The 17,337-nt window shown below is 61.8% G+C and carries 16 protein-coding genes; 6 read left to right on the forward strand and 10 right to left on the reverse strand.

Going from position 1 to position 17,337, the window contains the following annotated elements; genetic code table 11:
* Positions 1–94: 94 nt before the first annotated feature.
* The 5 genes from FKV68_RS04170 to FKV68_RS04190 all read right to left on the reverse strand — a co-directional run bounded on the left by FKV68_RS04170 (position 95) and on the right by FKV68_RS04190 (position 5,611).
* Entirely contained in the window at positions 95–1,468 is a 1,374-nt protein-coding gene (locus FKV68_RS04170; RefSeq protein WP_180940271.1) for a glutamate--cysteine ligase, read from the reverse strand.
* A gap of 244 nt (positions 1,469–1,712) precedes the next feature.
* The gene (locus tag FKV68_RS04175; protein ID WP_180940272.1) at positions 1,713–2,450 is read right to left on the reverse strand and encodes a 16S rRNA (uracil(1498)-N(3))-methyltransferase; all 738 of its coding nucleotides are present in this window, start codon (positions 2,448–2,450) and stop codon (positions 1,713–1,715) included.
* Positions 2,451–2,461: 11 nt separating this feature from the next.
* A complete protein-coding gene (locus FKV68_RS04180; RefSeq protein ID WP_180940273.1) occupies positions 2,462–3,958 on the reverse strand; it encodes an inorganic phosphate transporter in 1,497 nt (498 codons plus the stop codon).
* A gap of 135 nt (positions 3,959–4,093) precedes the next feature.
* Positions 4,094–4,600, reverse strand: a complete 507-nt coding sequence (locus tag FKV68_RS04185) for an NUDIX hydrolase (protein WP_180940274.1) — start codon at positions 4,598–4,600, stop codon at positions 4,094–4,096.
* Positions 4,601–4,819: 219 nt separating this feature from the next.
* Positions 4,820–5,611 carry a FadR/GntR family transcriptional regulator gene (locus FKV68_RS04190; protein ID WP_180940275.1) on the reverse strand — a complete coding sequence of 264 codons (792 nt, stop codon included), beginning with the start codon at positions 5,609–5,611 and terminating at the stop codon, positions 4,820–4,822.
* 211 nt (positions 5,612–5,822) lie between these two features.
* Here FKV68_RS04190 and FKV68_RS04195 point away from each other — a divergent pair, with 211 nt between their 5' ends.
* Positions 5,823–7,097: a DUF3422 family protein gene (locus tag FKV68_RS04195; RefSeq protein WP_180940276.1), complete on the forward strand. Its 1,275-nt coding sequence runs from the start codon at positions 5,823–5,825 to the stop codon at positions 7,095–7,097.
* 19 nt (positions 7,098–7,116) lie between these two features.
* Here FKV68_RS04195 and FKV68_RS04200 read toward each other — a convergent pair whose 3' ends face one another.
* Positions 7,117–8,013 (reverse strand): LysR family transcriptional regulator, encoded by an 897-nt coding sequence (locus FKV68_RS04200; protein WP_180940277.1) that lies wholly within the window; start codon positions 8,011–8,013, stop codon positions 7,117–7,119.
* A gap of 290 nt (positions 8,014–8,303) precedes the next feature.
* Here FKV68_RS04200 and FKV68_RS04205 point away from each other — a divergent pair, with 290 nt between their 5' ends.
* The 4 genes from FKV68_RS04205 (at position 8,304) to glcF (ending at position 12,825) form a co-directional block, all read left to right on the forward strand.
* Positions 8,304–9,743 carry an FAD-linked oxidase C-terminal domain-containing protein gene (locus FKV68_RS04205; RefSeq protein WP_180940278.1) on the forward strand — a complete coding sequence of 480 codons (1,440 nt, stop codon included), beginning with the start codon at positions 8,304–8,306 and terminating at the stop codon, positions 9,741–9,743.
* The gene (gene glcE, locus FKV68_RS04210) at positions 9,740–10,951 is read left to right on the forward strand and encodes a glycolate oxidase subunit GlcE (protein WP_180940279.1); all 1,212 of its coding nucleotides are present in this window, start codon (positions 9,740–9,742) and stop codon (positions 10,949–10,951) included. Before FKV68_RS04205 ends, glcE begins: the two co-directional genes overlap by 4 nt.
* A gap of 42 nt (positions 10,952–10,993) precedes the next feature.
* A complete protein-coding gene (locus tag FKV68_RS04215) occupies positions 10,994–11,374 on the forward strand; it encodes a DUF4870 family protein (RefSeq protein WP_180940280.1) in 381 nt (126 codons plus the stop codon).
* Between the two features lie 149 nt (positions 11,375–11,523).
* On the forward strand, positions 11,524–12,825 hold the full coding sequence (gene glcF, locus FKV68_RS04220; protein ID WP_180940281.1) for a glycolate oxidase subunit GlcF: 1,302 nt from the start codon (positions 11,524–11,526) through the stop codon (positions 12,823–12,825).
* A gap of 138 nt (positions 12,826–12,963) precedes the next feature.
* Here the strand turns inward: glcF and FKV68_RS04225 are convergent, their stop codons facing one another.
* Positions 12,964–13,659: a L,D-transpeptidase gene (locus tag FKV68_RS04225; protein WP_180940282.1), complete on the reverse strand. Its 696-nt coding sequence runs from the start codon at positions 13,657–13,659 to the stop codon at positions 12,964–12,966.
* Positions 13,660–13,950: 291 nt separating this feature from the next.
* Complete coding sequence (locus FKV68_RS04230) at positions 13,951–14,700, reverse strand: L,D-transpeptidase (protein WP_180940283.1); 750 nt, start codon at positions 14,698–14,700, stop codon at positions 13,951–13,953.
* Between the two features lie 249 nt (positions 14,701–14,949).
* Here FKV68_RS04230 and FKV68_RS04235 point away from each other — a divergent pair, with 249 nt between their 5' ends.
* Positions 14,950–15,594, forward strand: a complete 645-nt coding sequence (locus tag FKV68_RS04235; protein ID WP_180940284.1) for a DNA-3-methyladenine glycosylase I — start codon at positions 14,950–14,952, stop codon at positions 15,592–15,594.
* Positions 15,595–15,677: 83 nt separating this feature from the next.
* On the opposite strand, the gene copM is transcribed toward FKV68_RS04235, so the two are convergent.
* Together copM and FKV68_RS04245 are read right to left on the reverse strand one after the other, a co-directional pair.
* Positions 15,678–16,055, reverse strand: a complete 378-nt coding sequence (gene copM, locus FKV68_RS04240; RefSeq protein WP_180940285.1) for a CopM family metallochaperone — start codon at positions 16,053–16,055, stop codon at positions 15,678–15,680.
* Positions 16,056–16,642: 587 nt separating this feature from the next.
* Positions 16,643–17,071 (reverse strand): hypothetical protein, encoded by a 429-nt coding sequence (locus FKV68_RS04245; RefSeq protein ID WP_180940286.1) that lies wholly within the window; start codon positions 17,069–17,071, stop codon positions 16,643–16,645.
* Positions 17,072–17,337 lie beyond the last annotated feature (266 nt).

Below are 17,337 nucleotides of genomic sequence, written 5' to 3' on the forward strand. Positions count from 1 at the left end.
CGGACGAACGACGCATGTCGCTGCACTATAACGGGAATCGGTGGGCTGCAAACCGCTTTTTGACCGCATTCTGCTTGCGAACGTCTCGGCGCGCTCAATACTGATATTCTGTGAACACCGGCTCGACAGAACCGTTCCAGCGGCCGTTGTAAAGCGCCAGCAGGTCCTCGGCGAGTGTCGCCTTCTTCGCCAGCACTTCGTCGAGCGGTGCGAGGAACTGGCTTTCGTCTATTCCATCGCCATTCAGCCGATTGCGCCGCTTCAGGCCGGCGCGTGAAATCGCCAGGACTTCACGGGCGATGTCGAAGAGAGAGGTGGTGCCGAGTTTCGCGGAAAGCGCCTGGGCGGGCACGGCATCGCGCAGCGCCTGCACGTCCTCGTAGCTCCAGCCGCGGGTCAACGCCTCGGCCGCGTCGAGCGCCTCGTCATCGTAGAGCAGGCCGACCCAGAATGCCGGCAGCGCGCAGATCCGGCGCCAGGGGCCGCCATCGGCGCCGCGCATTTCGAGGAAGCGTTTCAGCCGGACGTCGGGGAAGAGCGTCGACAGGTGATTGGTCCAGTCGCCCATATTGGGCTGCCATTCGGCGATTTCGCCCTTGAGCGCCCCGGCCATGAATTGCCGGAACGTCACATGGGTACAGTCATGATAGTGCCCATCGCGGACGACGAAATACATCGGTACGTCGAGCGCCCATTCGACGTAATCGGCAAAGCCGAAATTCGACCTGAAGGCAGCGGGCAATTGGCCGGCGCGCTGATTATCCGTGTCGCGCCAGATGTCGCCCCGCCAGGAGAGAAGGCCGTTCGGCTTGCCGTCGGTAAAGGGCGAGCTTGCAAAAAGGGCGGTCGCGAGCGGCTGCAGTTTCATCGACACCTGCATCTTGCGCCGCATATCCTCCTCGGAGGAGAAGTCGAGATTCACCTGGATGGTGCAGGTGCGATACATCATGTCGAGGCCCTGGGTGCCGACCTTCGGCATGTAACGCGTCATGATGCCGTATCGCGATTTCGGCATGCGCGGCGTCTCGTCGAATGTCCATTTCGGGCTGCCGCCGATGCCGAGGAAACGAATGCCGAGCGGTTCGGCAATTTCCCGAAGAACGGCCAGGTGCTGGTTGGATTCCTTGCAGGTCTGATGCAGATTTTCAAGCGGTGCGCCGGAGAGCTCGAACTGCCCGCCGGGCTCCAGCGAAATCGCGCCATTGCCGGAATGCTCGGCGAGCCCGATGATGTTGCCCTCATCGAGGATCGGTTCCCAGCCGCTTTTCTCGGCCATCCCGTTCAGAAGCGCCTGAATGCTGGCTTCGCCAAAATAGGGCACGGGGCTGTTGTCCGCCTTAAAGAAGGCGAATTTCTCATGCTCCGTCCCGATCCGAAACTTCTCCTTCGGCTTCGATCCGGCCTCCAGATAGGCGGTCAAGTCAGCGACAGAGGTAACCGGCGTCTGGTCGGTGGTATCTCGGGCCATATGCGTCTTCTTTGTTTGAGCGGCGTCCGCCGGGCAGCAGGAGCGATGGTGGGTGCTTGAACCGTAATTACGTGCGGTGCAAGTGAATTTCTTTCAAGATCTGCTCAAAAAAACTCCGTGCTGCACGATTCATTAAACCGGAGCCGGCTCAAGGGCAAATCATGCGGCAATTCAAAGTGCTACAGCATCTCAGTGCGCATTGATTGGACGCGCCGCGCTTAAAGGGGCCGCGAGAGGCGACGGATCACCGCCAGTCGCCGACTGCCGCCTGGATGACCGCCATCGCCGCGACCGCCGCCGTATCCGCGCGCAGAATCCGCGGTCCGAGCGGGATCGCAGTCACAAAGTCGAGGCTGCGCAAAAGCGTGCGCTCTGCTTCGGAAAAGCCGCCTTCGGGGCCGATCAGCAGCGCGAGCTTACGCTCGGTGATTGCTTGCAGGATAGGCAGCGGATTCTGGCTCTCGTTGCCCTCGTCGCAGAAGATGATACGGCGATCCTGCGGCCAGGTCTGAAGAAGGTCTTCGAGCCTTATCGGGGTATCGACAGGCGGAATGCCGAGCACGCCGCATTGTTCGGCTGCTTCGATCACGTTGGCGCGCACCCGGTCGAGGCTGCCGATCTTGCCCTGAACATGCTGCGTCATCACCGGCTGCAGTCGGCCGGCCCCCATTTCGACGGCCTTTTGGACGAGATAATCTAGGCGCCCGACCTTGAGCGGCGCGAAGAGATAGACGAGGTCGCAAGGAGCGGGCTGCGGACGCGTCTGTTCGATCGCGGTGAGAAGGAGGCGTTTTCTGGACGGCAGCGAGAGTTCCGCCCGCCACTCGCCGTCCTCGCCGTTGAACACCAGTACGGAAGCGCCCTCGTCGAGACGCAAGACGTTGACGAGGTAGTTGTACTGTTCCTTGCTGGCCTCGTGCGTCGCACCGGCATCAAGCGGGCTTTCCAAAAACAGGCGCTGCATACGGAAATTGGCACGCAATTCGGTCACCTTCACAGAAACAGGCTGGCGAGGATGAGATAGACGAACGCCGAGAGCAGCGCCGATACCGGAAGCGTGATCACCCAGGCGGCAACGATCGTCAGGAAATGGGAGCGGCGCACGAGCCTGCGGCGGCGCACTTCCGCGAAATTCGCTTCGGCCTTCTCCATGAAATCGATGTGGCCGGTCTTGTGCCGGACATATTCGCGGCGGCGCACGGAGTGGCGTGTGTACCACTCGCGGAAGAAGCCGACCCCAAAGACTGCGCCGACCGCCGTGTGGGTAGAGCTGATCGGCAACCCGAGGGCTGAGGCGAGCAGCACGGTGACCGCCGTCGCCAGCGCAACGCAGAAGGCGCGCATCGGGTTGAGGCGGGTGATCTCCTCGCCGACGACACGGATCAGGAGCGGTCCGTAGAGGAGCAGGCCGAGCGAGATGCCGAGTGCGCCGATCAGCAGCACCCAAAAGGGTGCCCTCGCGCTTTCGGCCGGCACGGCGCCATTGACGGCGGAAACAATCGCCGACAGCGGACCGATCGCGTTGGAGACGTCATTCGCTCCGTGTGCAAAGGAAAGCAGCGCCGCGGAAAATATCAGCGGCAGGCGGAACAGCTTGCGAAGGGACTGGTTGCGGTTGTCGAGCCCCTCCGACTGGCGGTGGATCCACGGCTTGCTCGACGCGTAACAGACGATGCCCGCGAACAGGCCGATCAGAAGGCCGGTCGAAAGCGACATGACGGCCACATGAACGAGGGCGAAAACGGCCACATAGGCGGTGAAAGTGCCCGCCGTCACACCCAGCACGATCGGCATCCAGCGTCGCGCGGCCTCGATCTTGTCCTGGCGATAGATGATGAATTCCTTGAGAAAGGCCAGGAAAATCGCTGCGATGGCGCCGCCAAGCAACGGCGATATCGACCAGCTTGCGGTAATGCCGGCGAGAGCCCACCATTTGACACTGGAAAGACCGGCTGCGGTCATGCCGGCGCCGACGATGCCGCCGATGATCGAGTGCGTGGTAGATACCGGCGCACGCGAATAGGTGGCGATGTTGATCCAGGTTGCAGACGAGATCAGTGCGGCCATCATCACCCATACGAGCGCCTGAGGATCGACGAGCCCGCCGTCGACGATGCCGGCCTCGATCGTAAGTGTGACCTTGCGTCCAGCAATCAACGCTCCCGCGATTTCGAAGACGGCCGCAATCCCCAGTGCGGTAGCCATCGTCATGGCTTTCGCGCCGACCGCCGCGCCGACGTTGTTCGTCACGTCGTTGGCACCGATGTTCATCGCCATGTAGGCAGCCACTGCCGCGGCTGTGACGACCACGGTCGTGCCGGCCGCACCGGTAAAATAGTATGCCGCAAAGCCCATGCTGAGCATCAGGAAGAGCAGCGCCAAGCCGGGGGCAGACAGCTTGCGCCGCACATGATGTGACGCTTCCTCGGCAAGGCTGAGCTTGTCGAGGTCCTTGTCCAGGGTCAGCTTTTCCAGGCGCGGCTTGGCCACGGATAGGTCTCCATTGTCATCATCGCCAGTAGCGGTACGGGCGAGCGCGTTCAAGCGGAATTGAGGGGAGAACGGCCGCAATGGCCTATGGACGACTTCTCAAGTATGGCTGATGCCGTCCGCCGACGTTCCGCGTCAGCCGTTTGCGCTCTTGGGAACGGATGCGGGCGTCGCCGCCATCCGTTCGCCGAAAGTCAGGATGAGGCTCTTCAGCGAGGGTTCGGCAACACGGGTTGCCGCCTCCTTGAAATCGACCCATTCAAGGCGTCGCGTGCCCTTTTCAGGGAAGTTCTTGCAGAAGTCATCGACTTCGAGCGCATGCACTTGAACCTTGCAGGAGATCTTCAGGCCGTGGTTCATGCGCTTCTGGTAGACATAGGCGCCGACTGCAGTCTTCTGCGCCTTGCCTTTCACCCCGGCCTCTTCATAGGCCTCGCGTTCCGCGACCTCATGGGCCCGCTTGCCTTGCATCGGCCAGCCCTTGGGAATGACCCAGCGGCCGGTATCGCGGCTGGTGATCAGGAGTATCTCCAGCGCACCCGTCTTCTTGCGCACTCGGTAACACAGCGCGGCATATTGCATGCGCGCGGGGCGACGCAGCATCAGATGCACATCAGCGGCCAACCGGTTCAGGAAGTTCAAGGGGTTCAATACTCCTTACGCGAATCAAAAGGCATTAGCAGTGCTGCAAGTATGACTCGCCCAGCTTGCCTGTAAATGACGTTATACAGCCCATAAACGGCGAGATGACGGTGAGGTTCCGACGGGGGCATCGCTCATTGCGACTATACGTAACGCAGAGGCCCCGATCCTGTTCCGACCCCGGCTAAAGCGCTTCTATGAATTTATGATGACAAAGCCCTAAGATCCGGCACGGTCCCGCTGCTGGAGCCGCAGCCGCGCGATGCGCGCCCACTCGCCCGTGCGTTCCGCTTCGTATGCTGCGGCGGCCACGAAATCGATATGGCTTTGCGCTGCCATCTTGGCGGCCTCCGGATCACGGGCGATGATGGCGGCGTAGATGGCCTCATGTTGCGCGAGCAGCCGGTCGCGTGCGCCCGGAGCGCCGAACACCGACGTGCGGTGAAAGAATATCCCCTGGGTCAGAAGCCGGTAGCAGGCGCGCAGCGTATGCAGCAGGATGATATTATGCGCACTCTCGCCGATCGCATTATGCAGCTCAATGTCGGCCGCGAGTTCCTCGTCGAAATCGCCATTGCGGTGGGCGGCCCGCATCCTCTCGATGACGCGTGTGAGGATGTCGCGGTCGAAATCGGTGGCGCGGCTTGCCGCCAGCTCCGCCGTCAGACCCTCGAGCTCCCGCCGGTATTCGAGGTAGTCCTGCGTCGCCTTGTGGTGGCGCCCGATGAGCTCGATCAGCGGTTTTGAGAAGATCTGGCCGACCACGTCGGCGACAAATGTGCCGCCGCCATGCCGGCTTTCCAATAGTCCGCGTGCCTCCAGCTCCTTGAGGGCTTCGCGCAGGATCGGTCTCGACACGTCGAAACGCTTCGACAGTTCCCGCTCGCCCGGCAACCGGTCGCCGTCACGCAACACGCCTTCGAGGATCAAAAGCTCGATCTGTTGCACGACCTCGTCCGCCGTGCGGCCGTGGCTGATGCGTGCATAGAGGTCGAGCTGGTCTTCAGTCACGGCAATGTCTCCTGCTGGAGGGAAGACCCTTTACGCCTTATCCTCCATGCCGGCTGCAATCTAGCAGGCCCGGAAAAGTGGTCAAATTGATTGTCCACTTTGTGATCATCGCGACTGACAAAAGTCAAACTGCGTCAATGCGTCCTGTTCATTTTGCTCGACTGGTTGATAAGAAAGTGGTGATGAACGCGTGAGGGGGATGAAGCGCTTCATGGCAAAGGGCAGTTTTGCATTTCCTTCCGCGCCGCTGCGGGCGCAGGTTCTCGGTGAGGTTCATTCGCGGCCCTATGCGCTGGTGACGACGCCTCGCGTCATTTTTCAGCTTGCCTTCATGACCGAAGGCGGCTCGATCGTCGACCATGCAGTATTGTCCGAACTGTCGCGCTCGCGCGGTATCGCGCCGCCCGGCCGCGACGCCAATCACCACGCAATGGCTTGGGGACAAGGCACGCTGCGCTGGGAACGGCATACGGAGTTCTCCACCTATTTCTGGGACGCCCCGGCGCCGGACCATTTTGGCGGCGACGTGCCGATCCACCCGTTCGGTGACGGGTTTTCGCCGCCGGGAACGCTGATTTCCGGCATTCGTCTCGAAATCCGGCCGGATACGCCGGAGACGCGTGAGGCGATCAAGGCCTTCGACCCGACCAGCCTTTGCTACAGCGAGACCAAGAACGGCCAGGCCGTACTCGTCACGGATTTTCGCCAGAACGGCGACGGGCTGACCCAGATTCTTGTTATCGACTGCGGCCTGACGGAAGCGGGCACGGGCGCGCTGGTGCAGCGCCTGCTCGATATCGAGACCTATCGCACGCTCGCCATGCTCGGCCTTCCGCTTGCGCAATCGCTGTCGCCGGAAATCCGTCGGACGGAGGATGGCCTGACCGGAATTACCCAGCGGATGAAGGAAAACGTCCGCGAAGAGGCCGACGAGATGCTCTCCGAAATCACCCGGCTGGCCGCCGACGTCGAGGCCGCTGCGGCCCTCAGCCTTTATCGTTTCGGCGCCAGCCGCGCCTATTACGGCATCGTGCAGGAGCGCATTCGCACGCTGTCCGAGACGGCTGTGCCCGGCTACGAGACGATCGGCACGTTCCTCGAACGCAGGCTGGCGCCGGCGATGCGAACCTGTCAGTCGATCGAGGAGCGCCAGGCGAACCTGTCGCGCAAGCTCGCGCGCGCCACGGCGCTCCTGAGAAGCTGGGTCGATGTGGAGCTCGAAAAGCAGAACAGTGCCCTGCTGAATTCGATGGATCGTCGGGCCAAGTTGCAGTTGCGCCTCCAGCAGACCGTCGAAGGCCTGTCGGTTGCTGCCATTTCCTACTACGTCGTCGGGCTGTTCGGCTATCTCGCCAAGGCCGTGAGCCACGAGCTCCCGGTCGATCCCAACCTTTTGACCGGCGTTGCGGTTCCTTTCGCCGTCACGGGCGTCTGGCTGATCGTCCGGCGCATCCGTCGCCACCACGAGGAAGGCGCGCAGAAATAGCGTTCGGGTCGCCGCGCGGCTATTGCTCCCAGTAGGGTACCGGTCCGTACAGCGCGGCCAGGTAATCGATAAAAAGCCGGACCTTGGCGGGCAGGAATTGACGGCTTGGATAGACGGCCGAGAGCGTCAGGTTGCGCGAGCCTTCCCATTGCGGCAGCACCTGGACCAACTGTCCGGCGCGCAATTCCTTGCCGATGTCCCAGGTGGAGCGCAGCGCGATGCCAGCGCCGGCGATCACCGCCTCGCGGATGATCTCCGACGAATTGGTGACGAGCGGCCCCTCCGGGCGATAGGTGAGACTGCCGCCGGGACCCTCGAGCTTCCAGTTATCGTTATTGTGGGCCGGTAGGCAGATATGGTTCGCGAGATCACCGATTTCACTCGGGAGGCCGTGGCGCGCGACATAGCTCGGGGCGGCGCACAGGAGGCGGCGGACGGGCGCAAGCTTGCGGGCGACGAGGCTTGAATCGGTGAGTTCGCCGATCCGCACAGCGAGATCGAAGCCATCAGCGACGATATCGGCGAAATCGTCGCTGAGAACAATGTGGAGTTTCAGGTCCGGATGATCCTTCATGAAGCCGATCAGATGCGGTGCGATGTGCATGCGTCCGAAAGACGTTGGAGCGCTGATCCGGAGCGTGCCCTGCGCCTGCGACGAGCGGCCCGAGGCATAGGCCTCGGCATCTTCAATACCGGCGAGGATGCTGAGGACGCGGTCGTAAAAACCCTGTCCCGCCTCCGTCAGCGAAATTTGCCGCGTGGTGCGCTGGAGAAGCCGCGTGCCGAGCCTGTCCTCCAGCCGCTTGACGCGCTTGGAGATTACCGCCGGAGACAGGCTGAGCAGGCGTCCGGCGGCTGACATGCTGCCGGATGAGACGACCCGCGCAAAGATCTCGAGATCGCCGAGATTTGTCATTAATCTTGACCATTTTTGCCAGAAACAAAAAGATCACTAGCATTTGCCGAGTGCCCATCCTAGTGCGTGTTTCCTTAAGTCCAAGCCGATTTAGGGTAAAACCATGCGGCGCTTCAAAGCGCCACCGTGCCTAGCCGCGTCTGACCAGACGCGCGGCGCAGGCATTCGGCTTTCACAAAGCGGTTAAGATGCTCTAGATTCGCATTGCCTTACACGTGCATTTGAACGTGTGGTGCGCTAGTGGTAAACAAAAAATACCAATTTGTGGCCGCATTGCTTGGGAGGATCCTATGCCGGAGATGATCGGGTTTCTGAAGCCGAAACAAGCCGTTCTGGATCGCCGGCAGGAAATTGTTGCCGATCTCAAGGATCTCCTGCCCAAGGGCTGCCTGATCAGCGAGGAGCGCGAGCTGAAGCCCTTCGAGACCGATGCATTCCTTGCCTATCGGCGGTTGCCGCTTGCCGTCGCTCTGCCGGAAACGACGGAACAGGTGGCTGCCCTGCTCAAATATTGCAGCCGCTACGGTGTTCCGGTCGTGCCGCGCGGCGCCGGCACCTCGCTCTCGGGCGGCGCCATCCCGCAGGAGGATGCCGTCGTCATCGGTCTTTCGAAGATGTCGCGCATTCTCGACATCGACCTCTTTAACAGGACGGCCACCGTTCAGGCGGGCGTCACCAACATCAATATTTCCGAGGCGGTTTCCGCCGACGGTTTCTTCTATGCGCCCGATCCGAGCTCGCAGCTCGCCTGCACCATCGGCGGCAATATCGGCATGAACTCCGGCGGCGCCCATTGCCTGAAATACGGAGTCACCACCAATAATCTTTTGGGCGTGAAGATGGTGCTTTTCGACGGCACGGTGATTGAGCTCGGCGGCAAGGCGCTGGACGCGGCCGGATACGATCTGCTTGGGCTCGTATGCGGCTCGGAGGGCCAGCTCGGTATCGTCACGGAAGCAACGGTGCGATTGATCGCCAAGCCGGAAGGTGCGCGGCCGGTGCTCTTCGGCTTCGCCTCGTCCGAGGCGGCCGGTGCCTGCGTTGCCGATGTTATCGGAGCGGGCATCATTCCGGTTGCCATGGAATTCATGGACAAGCCGGCGATCGAGATCTGCGAAGCCTTCGCACATGCCGGCTATCCGCTCGACGTCGAGGCTCTGCTGATCGTCGAGGTCGAGGGATCGGAGGCTGAGATGGACGCGATGCTTCAACGCATCATCGAGGTCGCCCGCCGCCATGGCGTCACCACGATCCGGGAGTGCCAATCCGCATTGGAGGCGGCGCTGATCTGGAAGGGCCGGAAATCGGCGTTCGGTGCGACGGGCCGCATTGCGGACTATATCTGCATGGATGGCACCGTGCCGCTCAGCCAGCTTTCGCATGTGTTGCGCAAGACCGCCGAGATCGTCGCGGGCTATGGCCTGCGCGTGGCGAACGTCTTCCATGCCGGTGACGGCAACATGCATCCGCTGATCCTCTACAACATCAACGATCCGGAGGATGCGGCGAGAGCCGAAGCGGCCGGCAACGACATCCTCAAGCTCTGCGTCGATGCCGGCGGCTGTCTGACGGGCGAACATGGCGTTGGCATAGAAAAGCGCGATCTGATGTTGCACCAGTACAGCCGGAACGATCTCGATCAGCAGATGGCCACGCGCGCGGCCTTCGATCCCGAGTGGATCCTCAATCCATCGAAGGTCTTTCCGCTCGAAGGGCGTCCGGCAGCATGATCGTCCACTTCGAACCGGCGAGCGAGGAGGGGATCGCCTCCGTCGTGCGCTCCGCTGCGGCAGAGCGCGTCACTCTGGCAATCGTCGGCGGTGGCACGCGTGCGGGGCTCGGCAATCCGGTGCGGACCGACCGGACGCTCTCGACGCGCCGCCTCTCCGGCATCGTCAGCTACAATCCGGCGGAAATGACCATGAGCGCGCTCGCGGGAACGCCGCTTGCCGAGGTCGAAGCCGCGCTTCGAGCCAAAGGCCAGATGCTTTCCTTCGAACCGATGGATCATAGGCCGATATTCGCCACGTCAGGCGAACCGACGATCGGCGGGGTATTCGCAGCGAATGTTTCCGGTCCGCGTCGCTACGTCGCCGGTGCCGCGCGCGACAGCCTGCTCGGCGTGCGCTTCGTCAATGGCGCCGGTGAACTGATCAAGGCCGGTGGCCGGGTCATGAAGAACGTCACCGGGCTCGACCTCGTCAAGCTCATGGCGGGCTCCTACGGCACGCTCGGGATCCTGACGGAAGTCACCTTCAAGGTGCAGCCCGTTCCGCCGGCGGCCGCAACGGTGGTCGTTTCGGGCCTCAATGATGCCGAGGCCGCCGCGGCCATGGCCGAGACGATGGCGCAGCCGGTGGAGGCTTCCGGCGCAGCGCATCTGCCCGAGAGCGTGCGCGGACGCTTCCTCAATGGCGCACTTCCCGACGGAGCCGCAACCGTGCTGAGGCTGGAAGGCCTTGCGGATTCGGTCGACCTGCGTGCCGAGAAGCTCACAACGGCGCTTTCCCGCTTCGGGTCGGTCTCTCGCCTCGACGCCGAGGCAACGCGTCTGTTGTGGGCGGAAATCCGCGACGTAAAATCCTACGCCGATGGCACAAGGAGGGCGTTGTGGCGGGTTTCGGTCGCGCCGTCCTCCGGGCACCAGCTCGTCGCTGCGCTACGCCTTCAAACGGGTGTCGATGCTTTTTACGATTGGCAGGGTGGGCTCGTCTGGCTGCGGATGGAGGCGGATGCCGAAGCGGAACTCGTGCGGCGCTATGTCGGCGCGCTTGGTGGCGGCCACGCAAGCCTCGTCAGGGCTGGCGACAACGTGCGGGCCAGCGTTCCGGCCTTCGAGCCGCAGGCGCCGGCCGTTGTTCAGCTGACGGAGCGCATCCGCGCTCGGTTTGATCCGGCGCGGATTTTCAATCCAGGGCGGATGGCAGCAAACAAGTAGGCGCCATCGCGATCCGTTCGAACATGCCAAAGGGAGAATTCGATGAGCGATACCGGTCCCCGGACACCGCTTTCCCACCAGACCGACCGCTGGCTGGAACCGGGCAGGGTCAATATTCAGATCATCTACGTGCTCTACCTGGTCGCATTTGTCATCGGCATCACCGCGCTCATCGGGATCGTGCTCGCCTATCTCAACCGCGACAAGGCGGAGCCATGGGCGAGGACCCACTACACCTGGGCGATCCGCACCTTCTGGATCGCCGTGCTTTTCTGCATCGTCTCGGCCCTGCTCACCGTTATGGTCATTGGTATTCTGGGCTTTGTCGCCACGGCGGTGTGGATCGTCATCAGATGCGTAATCGGCCTGCAGAGGGCGGCCCGGGAGGAGCCGATCACCAATCCGGAGAGCTGGCTGGTCTAGCTGGTTCCCGGGGCGAAATGCGGCAGGCGCTGAGGTCTTTCGCCCGCATTCCGCCCTAAGTTAGAGGAATGATTCGACGGTACCGGATCCGCCCCATCCAAAATCGTCGCACCTGAAGCCTTGCAAAGCCTACCAAATGGAGTACTCGGTTGCAGACCAATTTCTCGCCCGCGCAACTCGCTGATCCGCATGTCGCCGAATCCGAAAAGATCCTGCGCAAATGCGTGCACTGTGGCTTCTGCACCGCCACTTGTCCGACCTACGTCGTCCTCGGTGACGAACTCGACAGTCCCCGCGGGCGGATCTACCTGATCAAGGACATGCTCGAGAACGGGCGGGCGGCGGACCGGGAAACCGTTACGCACATCGACCGCTGTCTTTCCTGTCTTTCCTGTCTCACGACTTGTCCGTCGGGTGTCGACTACATGCATTTGGTCGACCATGCCCGCATCCATATCGAGAAGACGTACAAACGGCCGTTGAAGGATCGCTTCGCGCGCGCCGTTCTCGCCGCAGTGCTACCCTATCCTAAGCGATTTCGCCTTGCCCTACGCGCGGCCCGCATAACCCGCCCCTTGGCGGGGACGGTGAAGCGGATCCCATGGCTGAGGACCTTTGGCGTCATGCTCGACCTCGCTCCGAATGCGGTGCCGCCGGCGTCTGCAGGCACCAGGCCAGCCACGTACGCGACGAAGGGCGAGCGCCGTGGCCGGGTCGCGATCCTGACCGGCTGCGCGCAGCCGGTCTTGAAGCCTGAGATCAACGAAGCGGCGATCCGGCTGCTGACCGGGCAGGGGATCGAGGTTGTCGTCTCCGCCGGCGAGGGCTGCTGCGGCGCCTTGGTCCACCACATGGGACGTGAGGAGCAAGCGCTTGAGGCTGCGCGCCGCAACGTCGATATCTGGCTGAAGGCAGCCGAAGAAGACGGTCTCGACGCGATCATCGTGACCGCCTCGGGCTGTGGCACAACGATCAAGGATTATGGCCATATGCTGCGGCTGGATCCGGAATATGCCGAAAAGGCCGCGAAAGTGTCGGCATTGGCAAAAGACATCACCGAGTACCTCGCTGGGCTCGAACTGCCGCAGCGTGAGGCGCGGGGGATGACGGTTGCTTACCATTCCGCCTGCTCGATGCAGCACGGCCAGAAGATCACGACGGTGCCGAAGGAGCTGTTGAAGCGAGCGGGGTTCACGGTTCGCGAGCCGGCGGAAGGCCATCTCTGCTGCGGGTCGGCTGGCACCTACAACATCCTGCAGTCAGAGATATCGACGAAACTCAAGGCGCGCAAAGTCCGGAACATCGAGGCGACGAAACCGGACGTGATTGCGAGCGGCAACATCGGTTGCATCACGCAGATCGCGACCGGGACGGCGCTTCCGATCGTGCACACCGTCGAGCTGCTGGACTGGGCCTATGGCGGGCAGAAGCCGAAAGGTGTCCGAGATTAAAATGCAAATGCCGGCACAGATCTGTGCCGGCATTTGTCATGTCGCTGCCTGCTGCATGTATCCTTAAAAAACATGCGCTAATTCGAAGTGCTGCAGCGCCGTTTACGCGCCTGGTAAGCGCGCGGCGCTGCAGACGGCTCAGCCGCCAAAGATCTGGCGGAAAATGTCCACGCCGCGGTCGGTGTAGTTGACGTCGCCGTGCTTGTTGCCCGGGCCGACGACGATCACCTTCGTGCCGATGTCGGCGCGATCGTAGAGGTGCTCGACGTCCTCGTTCATCATCCGGATGCATCCCGAGGACATGTTCTGGCCGATCGTCCAGGGCTGGTTCGTTCCGTGGATGCGAAAAATCGTGTCACGGCCACCCTGGTAGAGATAAAGTGCACGGGCACCGAGCGGATTGTCGATGCCGCCTTCCTGGGTGATCGGCAGGATGCGACCCTTCGCCCGTTCACGCACGCGCATCTCCGCCGGCGGCGTCCAGGTCGGCCACTCGGCTTTGCGGCCGACCTTGACGACACCGGACCAGCCAAAGCCTTCGCGGCCAACGCCGATGCCGTAACGCGTCGCGCGGTTCGGCCCGTCGATGTAATAGAGATACTTGTTGTTCGTATCGACGATAATGGTGCCGGGGGCCTCATTCGTCCGGAAACGGACCTTGGTGCGCCAAAATTTTTGCGGCGGTCTCTTCTGGTGGGTGACCAACAGAGCGTCGGTATGCTTGGCGGCGGCCTCCGGTGCGGTCGCCGGCGTGAACGCCGATGCATTCGTCACGGCAAACAGCGTCGTGGCCGCGACGGCGAACGCCACCACCTTCTTGGCATGAAATTTCATTAACGAATTCCCTCTCAACCCAAATCGCGTGCAGGTTTCACAAATTACCTGCAAGATTTCGCCTACGCCATATCCGATAGAGCATCGGCATCGGCGCAACTTGTATCTATCGGAACAGCTGTTGCGTTTGCACCACTGTTCCTACAGCGCCGCGCGTCTTATCAGACGCGCAAAGGACACTGCAGCATTTTGAATGGCTGCATGTTTTGATCCTTAAATCGGCTGCGATTTAAGGAAACATGCAGCAGGCAAACGCAACTTGTGCGCGGGTTATTCAGATAATATGCGCTTTTATATCACGATAACCTTGGTGCCGACGTTCACCCGCTCATAGAGATCGACGACATCCTCGTTGCGCATGCGGATGCAGCCAGATGAAACGCCATAGCCGATCGTCCAGGGCGCGTTGGTACCGTGGATGCGGTAGAGCGTGGAGCCGAGATACATGGCCCGGGCGCCGAGCGGGTTTGCCGGACCGCCCTCCATGCGAGCCGGCAGATAGTGTCCCTTCGCGGCTTCGCGCGTGATCATTTCCTGCGGCGGCGTCCAGATCGGCCACTCTGCCTTCCGCGTAATGCGGTGCGCGCCGGCCCATTCGAAGCCCGGCTTGCCGACGCCGACACCATAGCGACGGGCTTCGCCTTTGCCGGTAACGAGATAGAGAAAGCGGTTGTTGGTGTCGATGACGATCGTGCCGGGCTTTTCCGGACCGCCATAGGCCACGGTTTGCGGCAGGAACTGCGGATCGAACTTCGTCTTTACCGGCTTCTGCGCGCGCACTGCCGCGACCGGTTGCATCAGTGCCGGTCCGGGCACGCGGTTTACCTGGCGTCGGTCGAACTGTTTTCGGGTGGCCGTCGGCGTCGGCGGTCGGTAAGCGACCGGACGGGCCCGTTGACCGCCAAGTTGCATCACCCAGGGGGCGGTCAAATCCGGGCTGACGATGACCGGCGGACGGCTGTGGTACCGGTCGCGGGCTCCGGCCTCGCCGGCAACGGCACACAGGAGGGATACGGCAAGAAAAAGGGATTTCTTCATCATGGGGCGGACTCGCTACATTGCGCCAAAAATCTTCAAGGAATGGCTTTGCGGCCGGAAAAACGACGTTTCACCGGCCTGACCTGCCGCAATGGCCTGATCGTGGCACTGCGTTGCCACCGAAAGGTAAACGGCTATTCATTAAAATGCCGGCGCGTGGATAAAGCTCCGGGTAGGGTTATCGGCCACTTTATGAAAGTGGTTTCAAAGTGGTAAACAGAACAAACGAGCAACTGAAGCGAGAAAGAGACAATGGCCGCGAAGGGCTTGATTACCGGAGATGATGGACTTGATCGTTGCGCTTGGCACGGCAATCTCGAGGATTACCGGCGCTATCACGACGAGGAGTGGGGGCGGCCGGTTACGGACGATCATCGGCTGTTCGAGAAGATCTGCCTGGAAGGTTTTCAGTCGGGGCTGTCGTGGTTGACGATCTTGCGGAAGCGCGCGGCGTTTCGCGCGGCGTTCGACGGTTTCGATTTCGACCGGGTGGCCGAATTCGGCGAAGCCGATATCGAGCGCTGCCTCGCCGACACCGGTATCGTACGCCACCGCGGCAAGATCGTCTCGACCATCAACAACGCTCGGCGGGCCAAGGAACTACGCGCGGAGTTCGGATCGCTTGCCTCCTATTTCTGGTCCCATGAGCCGGGTCAGACCGAGCGTCCGAAGGTCGTGAGCTACGAAGCCTTGATCGCCAATCCGACAACCGCGACGTCGACGCTGATTTCGAAGGACCTCAAGAAGCGTGGCTGGACCTTTGTCGGGCCGACGACGATCTATGCCTTCATGCAGGCCATGGGTCTCGTCAACGACCATATCGAGGGCTGCTTTTGCCGCGCCGGAATCGAGGAGATGCGGCAACAATTCAAAAGGCCGGCGCGTCGGTCCGCCTGAACCGTAGCGCGCCGGCCTTTTCTCCCGCCAGGTACTCGCCTTATTCAAGAGCAGAGTGCGCCGGCGGGAAACCCTTTCTTCGTTTACCCGCCGTTCTTGGCGAGCCATTCCTTCATCATCTCGATCTCGCCTTCCTGGGCTTTGATGATGTTTTCCGCCAACTTGCGGATCTCTTCATCCTTGCCATGTTCAAGCTCGATCTTGGCCATGTCGATCGCTCCCTGGTGGTGGGCGATCATGCCGCGCACGAAGTCGAGGTCGGTCTTGCCGGTGAAGACGATGTCCATGTCTTTGTGCATCTTGGCGTTTGCTACCGCAAAGGCCTTGCTTGACGGCGATGTGTCGGCCGCCGGCTCTGCCGCTTCCGTTGAGCCGTGCATGTGGCCGCTTTCCTGTGCGAACGAAGGGGCGGCGGCAAGTGCTGCCAACATCAAGGCAGCGGCGATGGTTTTCAGGGACATGATGTTTTCCTTTCGAAATTTGTCCGGTATTCGCGGGTGTTGTCCGCGAGGTACGGGATTGTCTGTTTCCGGGCGGAGGCACCGAAAACGGAGAGATGTTTCAGACGTTCGGAACGCTCCTCGCGGGTAACCGCGGCGTCCTAGATCGAAAGGAAGGGCTTGGGCGGCGGAACCGGTGGACTTACGTCCGCGTCGTCAGGCGTTGCGTAGTGCCGCAATCCAAGGCGGGTGGACGGGTTTTCCGGCGGCGTCACTTTGGACTGCGCGGGGCCGATTGCCAGGCACGCCGCACAAAGCACGGGGTGCAGCGGTTTCGTCGGAAGGTCGCAGCGCTCCCTCGCCTCGCAACGCACGTCATGGCCTGAAGCGTGATGACCTAAAGCGTGATGGGCGTGATGCTCCGCAGCAACGGCCGCCGGATGATGATGCCCCATGCCTGTGGCGGCGACGTCCCGCGCCTGCGTCGCAGCTGACAGGGCGCCGACCAAGGGCGCGGATAGGAACAGCAGAACGAGGGCGAGGCGGCGCAGCATGCAACTAAGATAGGTTAAGTTACCGCAAGTGGAAGAGGTGGTGACGGGCCGCTGTCACGTCGCCCACGGTTCGGCGAGCCGGGGAAAGGCAAATACGCCGTGCAGCGTGCCGTCTCCAACTTCACTGGCAAGTGTCGAGTTTCCGACGCAGCAGAGCGGCGAGGACTGTCCAGTTCGACCACGCACGAGCGTGGAAAAGCAGAAGGAGGAGGGTGTCCCGGTCGCCTGCTCCAGAATGTTCAGAATTATCGATCTGTCATCTCCGTCATGTGCGCGCAACAGGTCGACGATGCCGCAGGGGTTCCGCGATGCGCCGAGAAGCGCGAGTGTCCGCGGCCCTAGAAGGAAGGTGCCGCTGGCAAGGTAGCAACGCCAAGGCTCCACGAGATAATCCTCTTGCTCCAGATCGCGCGTCCAGCCTTCATGCGCCAACAGGTGGGCGGGCTCGATGGCGCCGTCACCGGGATTCATAAATTTCAGCATGCCGCCAAAATCTCCACTGAAACCCTTCGTCGTTCACAGCTCTTCTTCCGCGTCGACGTCTGCTCCGGCGTCCAAGCGGACCAACGCCCTAAGGCGCTGTCGGCGGTGTGCCGGATCGTTTCGGATTGCGGACAACCCGACCGATCGGAGCTTAACCTATAGGGGAATCCCGCATTAAGTACAATCACAGCTTTGTTATTGAACCGGCCGTGCAGTGCGACAGGGCGCCGGAGGAGCGGGGCACGCATCGAGAGGATCTCCCGTTT

It is taken from the genome of Sinorhizobium mexicanum, assembly GCF_013488225.1.
Lineage (GTDB): Bacteria > Pseudomonadota > Alphaproteobacteria > Rhizobiales > Rhizobiaceae > Sinorhizobium > Sinorhizobium mexicanum.